A 17,785-nucleotide genomic window follows, 5' to 3' on the forward strand; every position below is an offset into this window, starting at 1 on the left:
GCGGGATCGAGCCTGCGTATCGGCGAACTGATTATAACAGTCCCGGCGGCCCGTCGTCGGACTCGTCCTCGGTATCGACGTCGAGCCCGAACTCCTCGCGTTGCTCCCGAAGCCGTCTGATCTGCCGGTAGTAGTAGGCGATCCCGATCCCACCGAGCAGCGCGGTTACACCGATGAGTCCGAGGAACAGCGGGATGTCACGCGTGAGGTAGTACCGAAGCGAGATCGGACTGTCGACTTCGTCCCACACGAGCCGTTCTCGGTCGTCGACGACCTCGCGCTCGTAGCCGTTCGGCGAGACATCCCCGAAGAAGAAATTCGAGGTCCGGTGGTTCTCGGGGACCGTCACCTCGTAGGAGCCGTCGACGTAGGCCGGCAACTGGAAGGTCTTCCGGCCGGCGTCACCGGAGAACGCCAGCGTTCCGTTCCCGTTCGGAACCTGCACGGTCGTTTCGGACTGGCCCTGCTCGATCTCCAGATCCGAGCCGTTCACTTCGGTCCCGTTGGGATACCAGTAGCGGACGGCGCTGATATCGAGGGGGTCGTCCTGATAGAGCGAGGAGCGATACAGCGAGAGTTCGTCGGTGTCCTCGAGGTCGTAGACTGCGCGGAACTCGCCGTTGCTGATCACGTTGCCCCCCTCGATCTCGATAGCGACGTCGGCGTCGCTGTCGCGCAGATCGTCGTATTCGGCGTCCTGATCGAGCTGCTCGTCGGAGATCCCGCCGGAAAACGCCGAACAACCGGCCCCCATCGTCAACAGGGCAACTGCGACCATCGCGAAGAGGAGCCGTCGGTTCATGCTAGGGAACGACACAGCGGAGTTCGGCCGGGAGGTACTCGCCGACGCTCGCGAGCAACCCCGGCGGATCGGTGTCTTCGGGACAGATCACGCTCTGCTCGAGCAGGCCGAGCCGTTCGACGGTGACGTAGTCCTGGGCGTGGCCGGCGCGGTTGAGCGTGGCCCGAACCTCCGCGCGGGTCGCGCTGTTGACGTTGAGACGGCCGTCGCCGCGGGTCCACTCGTAGAGGCGATCCTGTTCGGCGTCGGACAGACGGGACGGGTCATCGCCACCGTACACGAATCGGAGCGGGAGATGCTGGACCAGCCCGTACCGTTCGCGGATCTGCGTCGCCGACCCCGGGCCGAGCCCGAGTTCGTCGGTCGGGATCCGGACGCCGTCGCCCTGTCCCGCGTCGAGGACGAACCCGTCGTCGTCCCACGACTCGAGGGTGCCGACGTAGGTCTCGCCGGGCTCGAGATCGGGGACGATCTCGCCGAACTCCTCGCGGAGGACGTTGCGCGCGACCGTGGCGTCGTCGCCCTCGACCGTCACCGACGGGAAATCGTCGTGGCGTACGCCGATTTCGAACTCGACGTCGAGATCGGCGATTTCGTTGCCGACCAGCGATCGCAGCGAGTCCAGCGCCCGTTCGCGGGCTTCTCCCTCGACGTACAGCTTAGTTGCGAGTACGACCATTAGGCGTCCGCGTCGATGTTGAGTTCGTCCTCGAGCGCGTCGAGGCGGTCGTCCATCGCGTTGACGAGTCGGTCGTTGTCCATCGATTCCAGCGGCGAGCCACATTCGGGGCACTCGAAGCCGAAGTCCATCGCCTCGCCGAACTCGAAGCGGATGGAACAGATCTCACAGAGGTAGAACTCGTGGTTGCGCTCGTACTCCCGGCGTTCGTCGAGGGCCTCGCGCAGCCGGTACATCTCCTCCTCGAGATTCTCCGGGATGTTGTCGTACTCGAAGGTCCAGAGGTAGGTCAGCCACCCCGAGTCCTCGTCGCGCAGTCGCCGATACGTGGCGAGATCGTTCTCGTAGAGAATGAACAGCGCGCGCCGCACGTCGTTCAACTCGAGGTCGAGTTCCTCGGCGAGCTCCTCGTCGGTCACTTCCCCGTCCGGCGGTGCCGCCGCGACGGGCATCCCCTTGGGACCGACCAGCTCGTGCAAATATTTCTGGATCACCGGGTCCTCGAGCAGGTCCTCAAAAGCCATTACCTCCATGTAACGGCATGACGCCATTAAGTCTTGCCAACTGCCCCGCGCGCGACCGACCGGCCGAATCGCGGTACATTCCACTGCGACCGTGACGAATCCGAACGCCGTCGGCGTGTTCGGGCGCGACGTTTATGTGGCTGGGTGGCACTTCTCAGGACAATGACTGCCGATGCCTCCTGCGGAGCCGTCCGAGCTGACCGCGCCCACGAACGGATCCATCGCCTCGAGTTCGACGTTCCCTGGCCACCCAAACACGTCGCCGCCTACTTGCTCGAGGGCGAGGAGCCGATCCTGTTCGACGCGGGCGCACCGGACGATGCCGGCGAGACGGAACTGCGCGAGGGGCTGGCGGAGATCGGCTACGAACCGGCCGACATCGACCACGTCGTCGTAACCCACGTCCACAGCGACCATATCGGCCAGTTGCCCGTCCTCCGGGCGGCCGGCGCGACCGTCCACGCGCCGGCGCGGTCGCTGTCGCGACTCGAGCGAGACCTCGAGACCGCCCGCGAGGGCTTTCGCGAGATGACGACGGCGGCGGGCTACGAGGGCGACAGAGCCACGGAGATCGTCGAGGAGGAACTCGAGGAACTACGCCGCGATCGGCGACTGGTCGAGCCCGAGACCGCCCGCACGATCGAGCCCGACGCGACGGTCGCGATCGGCGGTCGGGAGTTCGAGACGTTCGCGACGCCGGGTCACGCGGTCGATCACCTGTGTTTCGAGACGACCGTCGAAGGGACGACGGTGTTGTTTTCGGGCGACGCGCTCATCGAGCCGTTCCGCGCCGGTGCCTTCCAGGTCGGCCTCGACCACGGTGCCGACGGGGCAGTCGACGCCTACTACGAGGCAATGGACCGACTGGCCGAGACGGACGCGACGGTTGTCTTCCCGGGCCACGGCCCCGTCTTCGAGGGGCCGCAAGCGGTCATCGAGGCCACGCGGGACCGGCTGGACACGCTGCTCGAGGAGACCCGGGAGGCCGCCGCGGCCGTCGGACCCGCGAGCCCGCTGGCGATCGCCGAACAACGCGTCGGGACGGTGCGGCACATGGCTCCGCTGCTCGATACCCTCGGCGCGCTCGGCACGCTCGAGCGAGAGGGTGCGGTAACGTACGAAACGGAAGACGGCGTCAGATACTACGAGATCGCGTGAGGTGGGTGTCGGGAGTTATGACGCGTCGTCCTCGAGCTTGTACTTCTGGATCTTCCCCGAGGTCGTGCGGGGCAGTTCCTCGATGAACTCGACCTCGCGGGGGTGTTTGTACTCGGCGACCTCGGCGAGACAGAACTCCTGTAACTCGTCGGCGGTCACGTCGCTGCCGGGTTCGACGCCTTCGGCGGGGACGATGAAGGCCTTCGGCACCTCGTTGCGCCGCTCGTCCGGAATCCCGACGACGGCGGCGTCCGCGACGGCCTCGTGTTCCAGCAGCAGGTTCTCGAGTTCGCTGGGGTAGACGTTGTAGCCGGCGGTGTTGATCATGTGTTTCTTCCGGTCGACGATCTCGTAGTAGTTGTTCCCGTTGCGGCGGGCGATGTCGCCGGTCCGGAAGTAGCCGTTCTCGGTAAAGGCCGCCTCGGTCGCTTTGGGCATGTTGAGATACCCTTTCATCACCTGCGGCCCGCGGACGACGAGTTCGCCCTCCTCGCCGGGGGCGACCTCGTCACCCGATCCGTCGACGATCTTGCAGTCGGTCATCCGGAGAGGCTGGCCGATCGTCCCGTGTTGCAGGCCGAAGGTCGACCCGCTCTGGGTGTGGGTTGCGCCGTGGGTCTCCGTGAGGCCGTACCCCTCCGAGATATCGACGCCGGCGACCTCCTCGAACCGTTCCTGGACCGACGGCGAGAGCTTCGCGCCGCCCTCCGAGGCCGACTCGAGGCTCGAGAGGTCGTACTCGCCGAAGTCATCGGACGCGACCATGTCGGCGTACATCGTCGTCACGCCGACGTAGTGGGTGATCCCTTCGTCCTCGATGAGTTGCATACACTCCTGGGCGTCCCACTCGAGGGCGCTACGGAAGTAGAGGCGGCCGCCGCCGACCAGCGGCTGGAGGGCGGTGTGGGTGAAGCCAGTGATGTGGTAGAGCGGGAGCCAGGTCAGACTGCGGACGTTCTCGGGCTCGACGTCGACGTTCGAGGCGGTCAGGGGCCACATGAGCTGGGCCCGCGTGTTCTCGTGAGTGAGTTGGACACCCTTCGGATCGCCGGTCGTCCCGGAGGTGTACGGCAGCAGGGCGACGTCGTCGTCCGCGCGCTCGACCATGGTCGGCTCGCCGCGCACTTCCTCGAACGCGTGGTCCTCGGGATCGCGGGGCCAGTCCTCGCTTTGAATGGTGATTATCTCCGGTTCCATTCCGGCGTCCTCGATCGCCTCGTCGACGACCTCCCGCAGCGCCGGATGTGTGACGATCGCGCCCGCGTCCGTGTCCTCGAGCTGGTAGGCCACTTCGCGGCGCTTGTACTGCGGGTTGACCGGCGAGATCTCGACGCCGGCCTTGAACGCGCCGATCGAGGCGATCAGATACTGCGGACAGTTCGGCAGGAACAGGAGGGCACGATCCCCGGGCTCGAGGCCGAGGTCGTGGAAGCCGCCGGCGAGTTCGGCGGTCCAGTCGCGGACCTCCGCGTGGGTCCAGCGCCGGCCGTGGTGTTCCATCGCCTGTGCGTCCCCGTGGTGGGCCGCCGTCTGGTCGAACAGCTTCGCGACGTTGCCCGCGAGGGCGGATTCGTCGACCGCTTCCAGGTCCATGAATCGTGATACCGAATCCCATGTTTAAAATTGTACCTCTCTTACAGCCGACCCCCGCACGGAAGCCGCAACGTTCGGCGACCGACGGCGAGCGATATGCTTAGTAGCGATGGTGTTGTATTGTCAACAGATGCTTCGCGAGTCGGCCGCTCGAGTCGGTGATCGAATCGACCGTACCGACGTCGTCATCGCTCTCGTCACCGCGGGCGCGGTCATCGTTCTGGACCTCGACCTGAGCGTTCTCGGGACGGTCCTCGGTATCGCGATCGGCGCGCCGCTGCTCGAGAGCGCGTTCGAGGAGTTCGACATCGATCCGGCGCTCGCCTGGATCGGCGTCGGTCTGTTCGCCGTCGCCGCGGGCGCCGTGCAGTTACAAGAGGGGAACCGCTGGATCGCCGCCGCGTTGCTGGCGGCCGGTTGCTGGATCTGTCTCGACGGGCTGTATGCGCGACGGACCGACGACGGTTCCGAGACCGACGAGGACGAGCTGACCGACGACGAGTTCCACCTCGTCTCACTTCACAGTCGCTGGCTGCTCGAGGAACTACAGGAGGCCGACCGGCCGCTCACGAAGACGGAGATCTGCGACCGAACCGGACTCATGGAAGAGGACTTCGAGCGGGTACTCGAGGTCCAGAGTAGCTCGAGCCCGATCGAACGGGTCGGCAACGGCTACGTCCTGAACGAGGACGAGACCGGCGTCCTCGCGGCCGTCCGGACGGCGCTGGGGCTGGTGTGGGGGCGGCTCGTCCGGCCGGTTCGATTAATCAACTCGAGCGGTTGAGGCGGGGCCAGGCGGTGTCACGGCTCTCGCGGGCCGTCGGCGCTCGGTTGGCTTACTCTTCGGCGTCCGAATCCGCCGATTCGACGCGCTTGCCCGTTTCCGTGGGAATCACGCGCCGGTCGGCGTCGTCCCACTCCCGCTCGAGTTCCCGGCCCTCGAACAGCCGGTCGAGAAAGACCGCCAGCCCGGCCACTTCGGAGTGGGGTTGGTTGGTGACGCCGACGTTCCAGTCGGCTTCCTCGTAGACGTCGAAGGGAACCTTTTCGGAGCCGACGACCAGCAACAGCGGCTCGCCCGCGTCGGCGTGGGCCGCCCTGATCTCGGCTTCGACGTCCTGGACGCGCTCGCCGTACATCGTGAGGTGGACGACCCGGCCCTCCCAGTTGCGGATGACCCCCTGTGGGCCCGCGGTGAGTTCGGCCTCGAAGGGGCCGCCGAAGCGGTCGGTGATGTCGGCGACCGTCTCGAGCGACTGGCCGGCGTTGTCGGGAAAGACCACGCGGTCGGCCCCCAGCGCCCGCGCGGTCAGACCGACGTGGGTGGTCATCCGGTCGTCCCGTCCCGGCCGGTGGCCGAGCCGGAGGACGGCGACCTCGCTGTCGTCGTGCATGCCCGTTCCCACGCTCGGGCGGGGTTAGGGGGTTTCGTTTTCCCATCAAAGTTTTTGCGCGGGGTTCGAGCGAGCCGAGCGAGCGAGGGCCCCGCGCAAAAACTTTGATGAAAAAGGCCGAGCGCGCCGACGGCGCGCTCGGTGAACCGCTCACTTCGTTCGCGGATGCTGGCCTCGAGACTCGTTCGCTTCCCTCTCGAGCCCCAACCGATAGCGACCGAAGCGGTTCGCATCGCGAGAACTATTATATTGTTGACGGTCGTCGGTACCCGGACATGGAGAAGGTCAACGAGGGCGACGTCGACTGGAAGGAGTACGACCGCGAAGAGACCACCTTCCGCCGAAAAGAACTCTCGAATGCCGTCGACGCCGACGACCTCGGCTGTAGTCTCTACGAACTCCCGCCCGGGGAGCGGTCGTGGCCCTACCACTACCACACCGCCAACGAGGAGGCGCTCTACGTGCTGGCGGGTGACGGCCAACTCAAAACCGAAGACGGCCTCGAGCCTCTCGAAGCCGGCGACTACGCGACCTTCCCGGCCGACGAGTCGGGTGGCCATCGGGTTGTCAACGACGGCGACGAAACGCTTCGATACCTGGCGATGTCAACGATGAACGAGCCTGACGTCACGGTCTACCCCGAGATGGAGAAGGTCGGCGTCTTCGTCGGTTCGCCGCCGGGCGGTCGGGACGAGCGGTCGCTCGAGGGCTACTACCGGCTCGCGGACGAGGTCGAGTACTGGGAGGGCGACGAGCGCCGATAGGCTTTTTCCGTGACCCTGCGAAAGTCCCACACGATGAACGGATCCGACCGTCGGGTGAGCGGCCGATGACAGGGGCCGGTGAGTGGTTGCGGACCGCCCGCGAGGAGCGATGGGGTATCCTGACCGACCTCGCGTTCGCGGTCGTCTGGGTGACGCTGGTCGAGGTCGTCGCTTACTTCCTCGAGCCGCCGACCTGGGTGTACTACATGCTCATGCTCGCGGGAATCGTCGCCTACTTCGGGTTCATGTGGAACGTCGAACTGGCAGTCCGGCAAAACCAGTAGTCCCGCGAACGGTCCCGCCACAGTCGCCCCGTCTTCTCGAGTCTCGACTTGCGGTCCTGTCGCCGCTGATCGATGGGGCGTCGAAAAAACGAGCCTCGAGTCGCGTTACTCCTCGTCGGCGTCGATGACGAGTACCGGCGCGCGGGTCGATCGGAGCGTCCGTTCGGTTACGCTCCCGAGCAGCGCCCGGCGGACGCCGGTGCGCCCGTGCGAGCCCATGACGACGAGGTCGATGTCGTTGTTCGCGACGTAGTTGGCGATCATATCGTGGGGTCGCCCCGCCGACACGTGTTCGACGGTCTCGATCCCGAGTTCGTGGGCGCGGTCGGCCACGTAGCCCGTGGCGTTCTCGGCTCGTTCCCGCACCTCGTCCATCTCGCCGTAGTGGCCCTGCTCGATGCGGTCGAGCTGTTCGCCACCGAGGCTGAGACTCATCGCGTTGGTATCGACCACGTACAGGGCGTGTACCGTGGCCCCGTACTGTTCGGCGAGGTCGAGCGCGTGCTCGACCGCCAACTCGGCCGTATCGCTACCGTCGGTCGGAACGAGTATTCGATCGTACATGGATTCAGTCATCCGCGGGGGTCTCGCCCCCGTCGGTCACGACGTCTTCGGCGGTCTGTTGCTGACCCATCGGTTCGGGGCTGTGACACTGCCGGACGACCCGCTTGGTCTCGATGTCCGGCTCCTCGGTCATCAGCGAGACGGCGATGGTGACGATGAACACGACCGGCAGGGTGATCAGCGCCGAGCCGATCGCCGGCATCCACTGTGCCAGGCCCGCCGACAGCGGGGCCTCGAGCGAGGAGACGTAGTTCGGGACGATCTCGTTGATCATCGGGATCGACCAGCCGATCAGCCCGGTGGTCATCCCGGCGAGCGCGCCCGGACGGTTGGCGTTCTCCCACCACATGCCGATGAAGAACATCGGGAACAGCACGGATCCGGCCAGCGCGAACGCGTAGCCGACGAGCGCGGCGATCGACGACGCGGGGTCGAGCGCGGCCAGCGTGGTCAGCGCGCCCAGTGCGACGATGGACAGACGCCCGACGAGGATCTGCTGGCGCTGGGTCGCGTCCTCGTTGATGATGTTCGTGTAGATGTCGTGGCTGATGGCGGAGGAGCCGGCGATAAAGAGGCCGGCGACCGTCGCGATGGCCGCGGCGATCCCGCCCGCCGCAATCAGTCCGACGAACCACTGTGGCAGCCCCGATAGCTGGGCCGCCAGCACGACGATGACTTCGCTTGCCGCACCGGTCATGCCGGGGTCACCGTAGGTCGCGCCGACGTTCTGCGTGTACAGGTCCGTCCCGAACGCCGCGAACGCGGGGGCGCTCCAGTACAGGATGCAGATGAAGAACAGCCCCCAGACGGTCGACCAGCGGGCCGTTCGTTCGCTCTCGACCGTGTAGAACCGCACCAGCACGTGGGGTAGTCCGCAGGTCCCGACGATCAGCGAGAACGTCGTCGCGACCCACAGGTAGTAACTCGAGGTCGCGAAGGGTTCGCTGAACTCGCTGCCGAGTTCGTCGATCAGCATGCCGTACTCGAGTTGGGGCAACACCGTCGAGTAGCCGTTCGTGTAGCCGACGACGTACAGGCCGGCCACGAACGCCACGATGAGGATCGTGTACTGGACCGCCTGGTTCTTCGTCGCGCCCATCATCCCGGACAGGGTGAGGTAGCCGACCGTGACGACCATCATGGCGACGACCATCACCTGGTAGCCGTCGAGACCGGGGATGAGGCCGCCGTAGTCGCCGAAGATGTACAGGCCGACCAGCGCCATCCCCTTCGCCTGCCCGATGGCGTAGACGAAGCCGATGAGGAACGTCGTCACGGCCGCGATGGCGCGTGCGCCGTCGGAGTTGAAACGGTCGCCGACGAAGTCCGGCGCGGTGTACTTCCCGAACCGGCGCAGCTGTGCGGCCATGAAAATCAGCAGGATGAAGTAACCCGTCGTCCAGCCGACGACGAACACCAGTCCGTAGAAGCCGGCCAGCGCGATCGAGGCCGCCATCCCGAGGTAGGACGCCGCCGACATCCAGTTGGCACCGATCGCCATCCCGTTCTCGACGTTCCCGATCGAGCGGCCGGCGACCCACATGTCCTCGGTGTCGGCCACGCGGAAGACGAAGCCGATCGCCAGGAACAGCGACAGCATCCCGATCACCAGAATTGCCGGGAGGAGCTTGAACGAGATGTTGAGCGCCTCGGGCAGCAGGCTCTCCTGTAGCGGCACGGCAGCGACGCCCATCATTCGTCGACCCCCCCGTCGGCGGCCGTCGCGTCACCGCTCTCGTGACCGGCGCTCTCGACGGACGCGTGGTCGATGCCGTACTTCTCGTCTAACGCGTCGCGCTTGCGCGAGTACCAGAACGACAGGAGCAAGGCGCTGGTCGGCGCGCCAAAGGCGACCAGGAAGTAGTGCAGCGGGAAGCCGAGTACCGGCATCTGGGCCGTCATCGTGTCGGTCGCCAGGTACGTCGCCGTTACCGGGCCCCACACTGCGAGAAACCAGATGACAAAGCCCGTCCAGACGATGCGCAGGTGGTCACGCATGAACTGGGTACTCGGGTTCAGCAGGTTCACCTCCGCGTTGAGGTAGTCGGTGTTTCGGTGGGCTTGGCCGGCCTGTCCGGCCACGCCACCGTCCGTTGCGGCTTGTCTATCGGTCGAGTCCTGGGTGTTATTATCTGGCATATGTGTGTGAGTCGTGTGTCAGTCGTTTTTTGTTCGAAAAAACCGTCTCAGTGGGTCAGTCGTCCGATACCTGTTCCGCGATGTCGTCGACGACCCCCGGGTTCCGGAGCGTCGACGTATTGCCGAGTTCGTTGCCGCTCGCGATGTCCTCGAGCAGTCGACGCATGATCTTGCCCGAGCGGGTCTTGGGCAGTTCGTGCGTGAAGATGATCTGCTCGGGTTTGGCGATCGGCCCGATCGAATCGAGGACGGCCGCCATGGCCTTCTCCTCGAGTTCGGCGTGGCGGTCCTCGTAGCCGTCCTCGGGGATGGCGTAGACGTAGACCGCCTCGCCCTTGACCTCGTGGTCGCCGCCGACGACGGCGGCCTCGGCGATGCCTTCGACGCCGACGACGGCGGACTCGATCTCCATGGTGCCCAGCCGGTGGCCGGAGACGTTGATCACGTCGTCGACCCGGCCGAGGATGGTGATGTAGCCGTCCTCGTCGATCTTCGCCCCGTCCTCGGGGAAGTAGACCCACTCGTCAGCGTCGGGGTCGGAGTACTCGTCCCAGTACTCCGAGACGAATCGTTCGTCGTTGTTGTACAGCGTCCGGAGCATGCCGGGCCAGGGATTGTTGACCGTGACGTAGCCGGCCCGTCCGGCCTCGACTTCCTCGCCCTCGGTGTCGACGACCTGTGCGTCGATGCCCGGGAGCGCCGGGCCGGCGGAGCCGGGTTTCATCGTGTTGACGCCAGGTAGCGTCGTGATCATCATCCCGCCGGTCTCGGTCTGCCACCAGGTGTCGACGATCGGGCACTCCTCGTTGCCGATGTGCTTGTAGTACCACTTCCACGCCCGCGGGTTGATCGGCTCGCCGACGGTCCCCAGCAGCCGCAGCGAGGACAGGTCGTGGTTCTCGGTGTACTCCGAGCCCCACTTCATGAACGCCCGGATCGCCGTGGGCGCGGTGTAGAAGATGTCGACGCCGTTCTTCTCGACGATCTCCCACAGCCGGTCCTTGTCGGGGTAGTCGGGCGTCCCCTCGTACATGACGCTGGTCGTCCCCAGCGCCAGCGGGCCGTAGACGATGTAGGAGTGGCCGGTGATCCAGCCGATGTCGGCCGAACACCAGTAGGTGTCGTCGGCCTCGATGTCCAACACCGCGTGGCTCGTCCACGCCGTGTACGCGAGGTAGCCGCCGGTGGTGTGTTTGACTCCCTTCGGCTTGCCCGTCGTCCCCGAGGTGTACATCAGGAACAGCATGTCCTCGGCGTCGCGGGAGACCGGCTCGACCGTCGATCCCGCGTGGTCGGCCACCAGCTCGTCGTAGTCGTGCTGGTTGTCCGCCAGCTCGTGATCGAGGTCGTCACCCAGCCGATCGACGACCACGACGTCGGAGACCTCGTGGTCGACCCCCTCGAGGCCCTCGTTGGCCTTCGAGATGTGATCGAGCGCGTCGCCGCGGCGGTAGTAGCCGTCGCAGGTGACCAGATACTCGCTGTCGGCCGAGTTCATCCGGGTCGCCAGCGCGTCCGCCGAGAAGCCGGCGAAGACGACGCTGTGGGGCGCGCCGATGCGGGCACAGGCCAGCATCGCGATCGGCAACTCGGGAATCATCGGCATGTACAGCGTGACGACGTCGTCTTCCTCGACGCCGAGGTCCCGCAGCGTCGCCGCGAAGTCCTCGACCTCGTCGAGCAGTTCCTCGTAGGTGTACGTGCGCGTCTCCCCGAGTTCGCCTTCCCACTCGATCGCCACGCTGTCGGCGCGACCGTCTTCTACGTGTCGGTCGAGACAGTTGTACGACGCGTTGAGTTCGCCGCCGGTGAACCACTCGTAGAACGGGGCGTCCCCATCCTCGAGGACGGTGTCGTACGCCTCGTCCCACGAGAGGAGGTCGGCCGCACGCTCCCAACACTCCGGCCAGTTCTCCTCGAACTCCTCGTAGATCCCCTGATCAGTGACGTTTGCCTGCTCGACGAACGACTCGGGGGGCTCGAAGGCCTCCTGCTCCTCGAGTCGTGCCTCGAGTTCGGCATCCTCCTGTGACATGGTACAGACACTCAATCACGTACCTCCATAGTAAAGAGCCCCTCTAGTTGTGCAAAATCGACCCCATTCACCCCGAATACCCTAGCATATATTGACTATATTAGGTCGTGATAGGCGCTCGAGTCGCGTACGAACGGGGGTAAATCGACGGCGCGACGAGCCGATCGCGCGGTCGTCGATACGCCGGCGACCGCGGTCGGCGATCGCTCGAGTGGGTCCTCTAGGTATGTAGCCCTCGACGTATCGACCGGCGTCGGCTGCCGAGTCCGCGCTACCCGTCCGGATCGTCGAAAAAGGTCCGCAGCAGTTCGTGTTGGCCTTTCCGCAGGTGGTTGTGCAGCGTCGGCGAGGAAACGCCCATCGCGTCGGCGACCTCCTCGGCCGTACTCTCCCGGGGCCAGTCGTAGTAGCCGCCGAAATAGGCCGCCCGGAGCGCGGCCTCCTGGCGGTCGGTCAGCCGATCCTCGAGACCCTTCCGGAACTCGCGGGCCGTCTGGACGGCCCGTTCGGTCTCGCGTTTGCCGACCAGTTCGGAGTCGGGAAACGCCGAGCGGAGGCCGTCGAGGATCGTCCGGAGGTCGGCGTCGGCCGCGCACTCGGCGGTGATCGTCGCCGTACCGCCGTCGAAGACCGCCTCGTGGACGGTCGCGCCGTACTCGGTCAGCGTGCCGATCGGACACGAGCCTTCGACGACGATCTCGATCCGCCAGCCGTCCTCGTCGGTCTCGACCAGCCGGCAGTCCTCGATCGCGGGGTCGTCCGCCGCGAGGTCGAAGACGTCGCCGGGCGAGCCGTCCGCGAGCCGGACGTAGTAGAGCCGGGTGGACTCGTCGATCGGCACCAGCGAGTCGAGTTCGAGCCGGCAGTCGAGCCGCCCCGAGGCGTCGACGAAAAAGGAGCGGTCGTCCCGACAGGCGACCTCGAGTTCGATCACGCGGTCGGACAACAGGAGGTTGCGCCGCCGGATCGCGGCGATGGCGTAGCCGACCTGCCGGCCGACCGTCGCGAGCCACGTTCGTTCGTCGTCCTCGAACGCTGCCGGCCGGTCGGTCGCGACCGCGAGCGTCCCGTAGACGGTATCGCCATAGGCCAGCGGCACCCTCGCGAGCGTGCCCTCGAAGGGCTCCCCGCCGACGGTCGCCGCGACGTCGTCGGCCACGGTCACCGGCGGATCGCCGCCGTCGGAACCGGTATCGGGGACCAACGCGGCGCTCTCGAGGTCGACCGTCGGGTCGTCGCCGTCCCACTCCTCGGGGACGAGCCGCTCGACGGCGTCGGGTTCGATCCCGCTGGCGGCGCGCCACTCGCGGCGGCGATCGGAGAACGTCGCCCGGTCGATCCAGGCGAACGCGTAGGCCCGGCCGTCGGTCAGGGTCGCGCACGTGGCCGTCTCGACCTCCTCGTGGTCGGTCGCCTCGAGCAACGCGTGGGTGACAGCGCGGTGTCGCCGGGCGACGGCGTACAGTCCCTCGAGTTCGTCGCGTCGGTCGCGGGCGGCCGCGAGTTCCTCGTGGGCAGCGGTGACGTCGCGGACGAAGACGGCGAAGCCGCGGTGGTGGCCCTGATCGTCCCGGAGCGGCGAGACGACCTCGGTTGCGCGAAACCGCGAGCCGTCCTTGTGGACGCGCCAGCCGTCGGTCTCGCAGCCGGATTCGTCGAGGGCGGTCGAGAGGGCCCGCTCGGGCGCGCCGTCCGCGACTGCCTCGTCGGTGTAAAACGTCGAGACGTGGGTGCCGACGATCTCGCCGGCCCGGTAGCCGAACATCGCGGCTGCACTGCGATTCCAGCGTTCGACGTAACCGTCCGCGTCCAGTCGCAACAGAGCGTACCGATCGCTGGCGGCCAGCAGCAGGCGGATCACGCTGTCGTCGCTTACCGCGGGCCCGGACCCGGAGTCGCCGGACCGGGGACCGGACGGCCCCTCGACGGGGTCGAAGGCGTCGACGATTTCGGCGTCGGTCGGCTCGGGAAGATAGGACTCGAGGGCTTCGAAGCTGCGCCAGCCGCCGGCGGTCTTGACGACGCGGGGGTTGACGTCGTGGTCGACCAAGGCGGTGTGGGCGAAGTACTGCCGGAGGTCGCTGGTGGAGACATCCGCGAGGGCGGGGTCGTCGAACAGGTCGCCGGCCCGATCGGCGACGTCCGAGACGAGCATCTGGAGCCGCCGCGGCGTGACCGAGAAGATCCGATCCGCCGGCGAGAGGTCGTTGCTACGGGCGTAGCGCCGGAGTTCGCGCTCGACACGAGTCGGCAAGTAGGCGGTCCGGTCGTCCCGCTCGTCGTCGGTCGGCACCCGCACCAGATACCGGGGCGGGTCGATCCGGACCTGGTCGACGTGGTCGATCGTGAGCCGGGTCAGTTCGGCCGGCCGCAGCCCCACGTCGCCACAGAGCCGGATCACCAGCGCCTCGCGGTAGGTCTCCGCGGCGTCGAGGAGCGATTCGTACTCCCGCCGCCTGAGTACCGCCCCCGTGGTCCCCTCGAGACTCATAGCGTCTGGTTCGCCTATTCTGGCGACCCGAACATAATTGTATCGCCGGTCCAGCGGTGCCGTGAACGAGCGGTCGTTTACGGGACTGATTCGTCCACAGACCGCGTTTCGCGATCGCAGAGAGCGCGAAACTGCTACCGGTCGCGGCCGCCGTCCGAACTCTCGTCGCCGACCTCAGCCTGGATCTCGCCGACGATCTCCGGGTTGCGCAGGGCGCTCGTATCGCCCAGCGACTCGCCGTTGGCGACGTCCTCGAGCAGGCGGCGCATGATCTTGCCCGAGCGGGTCTTGGGCAGTTCCGGCGTGAAGACGAGTTCTGTTGGCGTCGCGATCGGCCCGATCGCCGCCGCGACGTTCTCGCGGATCGCCGTCCGGATCCGATCGCCGGGTTCGCGGCCGCTCTCGGTGCTGACGTAGGCGTAGATCTCGGTGTCGCCGGCCGGACTCGAGCGGCCGACGACGGCGGCCTCGGCGACGCCGTCGACGTCGGTGATCGCGCTCTCGACCTCCATGGTGCCCAGCCGGTGACCGGAGACGTTGATCACGTCGTCGACCCGGCCGAGGACGGTGATGTAGCCGTCCTCGTCGATCCGGGCGGTGTCGCCGCTGAAGTAGCGCCAGTCGTCGGCCGCGGGGTCGGAAAAGCGCTGCCAGTACTCCGTGACGAACCGCTCGTCGTTGTCGTACAGCGTCTGTGCCATCCCCGGCCACGGCCGGTCGATCGTGAGGTAGCCGGTCCGGCCGGGCTCGACGGGATCGCCGGCCTCGTCGACGACGTTCGCGTCGATGCCGGGCAGGGGCGGCCCCGCGGAGCCGGGCTTCATCTCGTCGACGCCGGGCAGCGTCGAGATCGTCACCGCGCCGGTCTCGGTCTGCCACCAGGTGTCGACGACCGGGCAATCGCCGCCCCCGACGTGGTCGCGGTACCAGTTCCACGGCCGGGGGCTGATCGGCTCGCCGACGGAGCCCAGTAGCCGCAGCGAGGAGAGGTCGTGTTTGGTGGGGTACTCCTCGCCCCACTTCATGAACGCCCGGATCGCCGTCGGCGCGGTGTAGAAGACGTCGACGGCGTTGCGGTCGACGATCTCCCAGAGGCGGTCCCGGTCGGGATAGTCGGGGGTTCCTTCGTACATCACCGTCGTCGTTCCCAGCGCCAGCGGGCCGTAGACGATGTAGGAGTGGCCGGTGATCCAGCCGATATCGGCCGCACACCAGTAGGTGTCCGCAGGCTTGACGTCGAGGACGGCGTGGCTCGTCCAGGCGACGTGGGCGAGATAGCCGCCCGTCGAGTGGACGACGCCCTTCGGCTCGCCGGTCGTCCCCGACGTGTACATCAGAAACAGCATGTCCTCGGCGTCCCGCGAGACCGGCTCGACGGTCGCGCCGGCGAACGCGTCCCGAAGCTCGTGATAGTCGTACTCGTCGTCGCCGAGGACATGGGGCAGGTCGTCACCGAGTCGGTCGACGACGACCGTCCGCACGTCCTGCTCGAGCGCGAGCCGTGCGTTGTCGGCCTTGCTCTTCTGATTGAAGGCGTCGCCGCGGCGGTAGTAGCCGTCGCAGGTCACGAGGAACTCGCTGTCGGCGGCGTCCATCCGGGTCGCCAAGGCGTCCGCGGAGAGTCCCGCGAAGACGACACTGTGCGGTGCGCCGATGCGGGCACAGGCCAACATCGCGATCGGCAACTCGGGAATCATCGGCAGATAGATCGTTACGACGTCGTCCTCCTCGACGCCGAGATCGCGCAGCGCCGCCGCGAACTCGTTGACCTCGACGTAGAGGTCGCGGTAGGTGTAGGTGCGGCGCTCGCCCTGCTTGCCCTCCCAGCGGATCGCGGCGTGGTTCTTCCGACCCGACTCGAGGTGTCGATCCAGACAGTTGTACGCGGCGTTGAGTCGTCCGTCGGGGAACCACCGATAGAAGGGGGCGTCCGCGTCCTCGAGGACGGTGTCGTAGGGCTCGTCCCACGAGAGCAGGTCCGCCGCGCGCGTCCAGCAGGACGGCCAGTCGGCCTCGAACGCCTCGTAGATCCCCGGATCGGAGACGTTCGCCTGCTCGACGAACGACGCCGGCGGGTCATGGGTGGTCCCGGTCGGCGCGGTGCCGTCCCGGTCCCACCCGTTCCGATCGACCATTTCGTCCGAACCGTCGTCGGTCAACGGAATAAACGTTCCTCCGAATCGCCAGCCGGTGGCCGGTTCCGACGGGGGTCACCGTCGCACAGACGGTTCCTGTCGGCCATTGGCAGAAGGAGCCAGGTCGGGCCGCGGTCCCACCGGTAAATCGGTCCAACGGACCGTCTCAGAGGTCGTCCTGCGTCGAGTCGATGTCCGCGAGGTCCTCGGGGTCGACCTCGTGGCCGGGCTCGCGGACGACGTAGACGTCGTAGCGGTGGTCGCTCGCGACCGGGCTCCCGACGCTTGACTGGGGCGCGATCACCGAGCCGGCGTTCTCGGAGCCGATGAAGACCACGCTGGCCTCGATCTCGGCGGCGACCCGGCGGATCTCGCGGACGACGTTGGTCGTCGACGTCGCGGTCGGCTCGTCCGAGTCGACGCGCTCGGTCCGGACCGTCGCCTCGGGCGCGACCTCGTTGGCCCGGTCCCCGATCCCCGCGGCGATCGCGTCCATGTCGAACGGTTCGCCCTGCGTGATCCAGCCCCGGTCCCGCGCGTACTCGGGGTCGTCCGGGATCACCGTCAGCGCGACGACTTCCTCGTCGAGCAAGTCGCTGAACGTCGACGCACGCTCGAGCGCACGCGTCGCCAACGCCGAGCCGTCGAAGGGAACGAGCAGTGACATGGCGCTAGGTCATACGACAGCGAAGGTAAATGTTCGCCCCAACGTTGGGACCTACGTCCGTTCCCCGTCCGCGCCTCGAGTCGGATCGTCGGCCGTCCGGTCGGCGTCTTCGCCCCCGCCGACGACCAGGACCGATCGGGCCGTGGTCCTGACGACCCTGTCGACGGTGCTGCCAAGCAGCGCCCCTTTGAACGACGAGCGTCCGCGGGAGCCGACCACGATCGGATCGGCCCCGACCTCGTCGGCGTACGCGAGGATCTCCTCGTGGGGGACGCCCGATCGAACCGCCGTCTCGGCCTCGATCCCGTCCTCGCGCGCCCGTGTTTCGAGGTCCGTGAGCCAGCCGGCCGCCCGCTCCTCGAGGTGCTGGCGGGCCTCCTCGGGATCGACGATACCGGTGTCGTAGTCGGTTCGTTCGTCGACGACGGCGACGCCGAACAGCGCTGCGTCGAACCGGTCGGCGAGCGCAACGGCGTGGTCGACCGCCGTCGCCGCCGCCTCGCTGCCGTCGGTCGCAACCAGAATCGAGTCGTACATGGGCGTCGATACGGTCCCC

17 protein-coding genes are annotated in these 17,785 nt (G+C 67.0%); 4 read left to right on the top strand and 13 right to left on the bottom strand.

All coding sequences use genetic code 11. The features are described 5' to 3' along the window. Positions 1-31 precede the first annotated feature (31 nt). From ACERIM_RS01325 to ACERIM_RS01335, 3 genes are read right to left on the bottom strand one after another with little or no spacing between them, the layout of a single operon-like run. A complete protein-coding gene (locus ACERIM_RS01325) occupies positions 32-802 on the bottom strand; it encodes a DUF5803 family protein (protein ID WP_373630840.1) in 771 nt (256 codons plus the stop codon). Position 803: 1 nt separating this feature from the next. Beyond that, the gene (locus ACERIM_RS01330; RefSeq protein WP_006649022.1) at positions 804-1,481 is read right to left on the bottom strand and encodes a DUF2110 family protein; all 678 of its coding nucleotides are present in this window, start codon (positions 1,479-1,481) and stop codon (positions 804-806) included. Further along, entirely contained in the window at positions 1,481-2,005 is a 525-nt protein-coding gene (locus tag ACERIM_RS01335) for a transcription factor (RefSeq protein ID WP_006181860.1), read from the bottom strand. The genes ACERIM_RS01330 and ACERIM_RS01335 overlap by 1 nt, the downstream gene beginning before the upstream one ends. Positions 2,006-2,167: 162 nt before the next feature. Between ACERIM_RS01335 and ACERIM_RS01340 the strand changes: the two genes are divergently transcribed. Further along, a complete protein-coding gene (locus ACERIM_RS01340) occupies positions 2,168-3,163 on the top strand; it encodes an MBL fold metallo-hydrolase (protein ID WP_373630842.1) in 996 nt (331 codons plus the stop codon). 15 nt (positions 3,164-3,178) lie between these two features. Here the strand turns inward: ACERIM_RS01340 and ACERIM_RS01345 are convergent, their stop codons facing one another. Then, positions 3,179-4,756 carry a class I adenylate-forming enzyme family protein gene (locus ACERIM_RS01345; protein WP_373630844.1) on the bottom strand — a complete coding sequence of 526 codons (1,578 nt, stop codon included), beginning with the start codon at positions 4,754-4,756 and terminating at the stop codon, positions 3,179-3,181. Between the two features lie 130 nt (positions 4,757-4,886). On the opposite strand from ACERIM_RS01345, the gene ACERIM_RS01350 reads away from it, so the two are divergent. Beyond that, complete coding sequence (locus tag ACERIM_RS01350; protein WP_373630846.1) at positions 4,887-5,540, top strand: hypothetical protein; 654 nt, start codon at positions 4,887-4,889, stop codon at positions 5,538-5,540. Positions 5,541-5,592: 52 nt separating this feature from the next. On the opposite strand, the gene ACERIM_RS01355 is transcribed toward ACERIM_RS01350, so the two are convergent. After that, positions 5,593-6,150 (bottom strand): tRNA (cytidine(56)-2'-O)-methyltransferase, encoded by a 558-nt coding sequence (locus tag ACERIM_RS01355; protein ID WP_373630847.1) that lies wholly within the window; start codon positions 6,148-6,150, stop codon positions 5,593-5,595. Between the two features lie 275 nt (positions 6,151-6,425). On the opposite strand from ACERIM_RS01355, the gene ACERIM_RS01360 reads away from it, so the two are divergent. Both ACERIM_RS01360 and ACERIM_RS01365 read left to right on the top strand, forming a co-directional pair. Further along, on the top strand, positions 6,426-6,914 hold the full coding sequence (locus tag ACERIM_RS01360) for a cupin domain-containing protein (RefSeq protein WP_373630849.1): 489 nt from the start codon (positions 6,426-6,428) through the stop codon (positions 6,912-6,914). A gap of 65 nt (positions 6,915-6,979) precedes the next feature. Continuing rightward, positions 6,980-7,198 carry a hypothetical protein gene (locus ACERIM_RS01365; RefSeq protein ID WP_006649028.1) on the top strand — a complete coding sequence of 73 codons (219 nt, stop codon included), beginning with the start codon at positions 6,980-6,982 and terminating at the stop codon, positions 7,196-7,198. A 105-nt stretch (positions 7,199-7,303) separates the two neighbouring features. Here the strand turns inward: ACERIM_RS01365 and ACERIM_RS01370 are convergent, their stop codons facing one another. The 8 genes from ACERIM_RS01370 to ACERIM_RS01405 form a co-directional block, all read right to left on the bottom strand. After that, on the bottom strand, positions 7,304-7,762 hold the full coding sequence (locus ACERIM_RS01370; protein ID WP_172704538.1) for a universal stress protein: 459 nt from the start codon (positions 7,760-7,762) through the stop codon (positions 7,304-7,306). A gap of 4 nt (positions 7,763-7,766) precedes the next feature. Continuing rightward, positions 7,767-9,458 carry a VC_2705 family sodium/solute symporter gene (locus tag ACERIM_RS01375; protein WP_049905588.1) on the bottom strand — a complete coding sequence of 564 codons (1,692 nt, stop codon included), beginning with the start codon at positions 9,456-9,458 and terminating at the stop codon, positions 7,767-7,769. After that, positions 9,455-9,901: a DUF4212 domain-containing protein gene (locus ACERIM_RS01380; protein ID WP_172704539.1), complete on the bottom strand. Its 447-nt coding sequence runs from the start codon at positions 9,899-9,901 to the stop codon at positions 9,455-9,457. The genes ACERIM_RS01375 and ACERIM_RS01380 overlap by 4 nt, the downstream gene beginning before the upstream one ends. A gap of 55 nt (positions 9,902-9,956) precedes the next feature. After that, the gene (gene acs, locus ACERIM_RS01385) at positions 9,957-11,936 is read right to left on the bottom strand and encodes an acetate--CoA ligase (RefSeq protein ID WP_373630850.1); all 1,980 of its coding nucleotides are present in this window, start codon (positions 11,934-11,936) and stop codon (positions 9,957-9,959) included. Positions 11,937-12,207: 271 nt separating this feature from the next. Continuing rightward, the gene (locus tag ACERIM_RS01390; protein WP_373630851.1) at positions 12,208-14,427 is read right to left on the bottom strand and encodes a bacterio-opsin activator domain-containing protein; all 2,220 of its coding nucleotides are present in this window, start codon (positions 14,425-14,427) and stop codon (positions 12,208-12,210) included. Between the two features lie 134 nt (positions 14,428-14,561). After that, positions 14,562-16,562, bottom strand: a complete 2,001-nt coding sequence (gene acs / locus ACERIM_RS01395; protein WP_373630852.1) for an acetate--CoA ligase — start codon at positions 16,560-16,562, stop codon at positions 14,562-14,564. 166 nt (positions 16,563-16,728) lie between these two features. Continuing rightward, positions 16,729-17,229, bottom strand: a complete 501-nt coding sequence (locus ACERIM_RS01400) for a universal stress protein (RefSeq protein ID WP_373630853.1) — start codon at positions 17,227-17,229, stop codon at positions 16,729-16,731. Between the two features lie 51 nt (positions 17,230-17,280). Further along, on the bottom strand, positions 17,281-17,766 hold the full coding sequence (locus tag ACERIM_RS01405) for a universal stress protein (protein ID WP_006649037.1): 486 nt from the start codon (positions 17,764-17,766) through the stop codon (positions 17,281-17,283). Positions 17,767-17,785 lie beyond the last annotated feature (19 nt).

The sequence above is a fragment of the Natrinema sp. H-ect1 genome, from assembly GCF_041821105.1.
Lineage (GTDB): Archaea > Halobacteriota > Halobacteria > Halobacteriales > Natrialbaceae > Natrinema > Natrinema thermotolerans.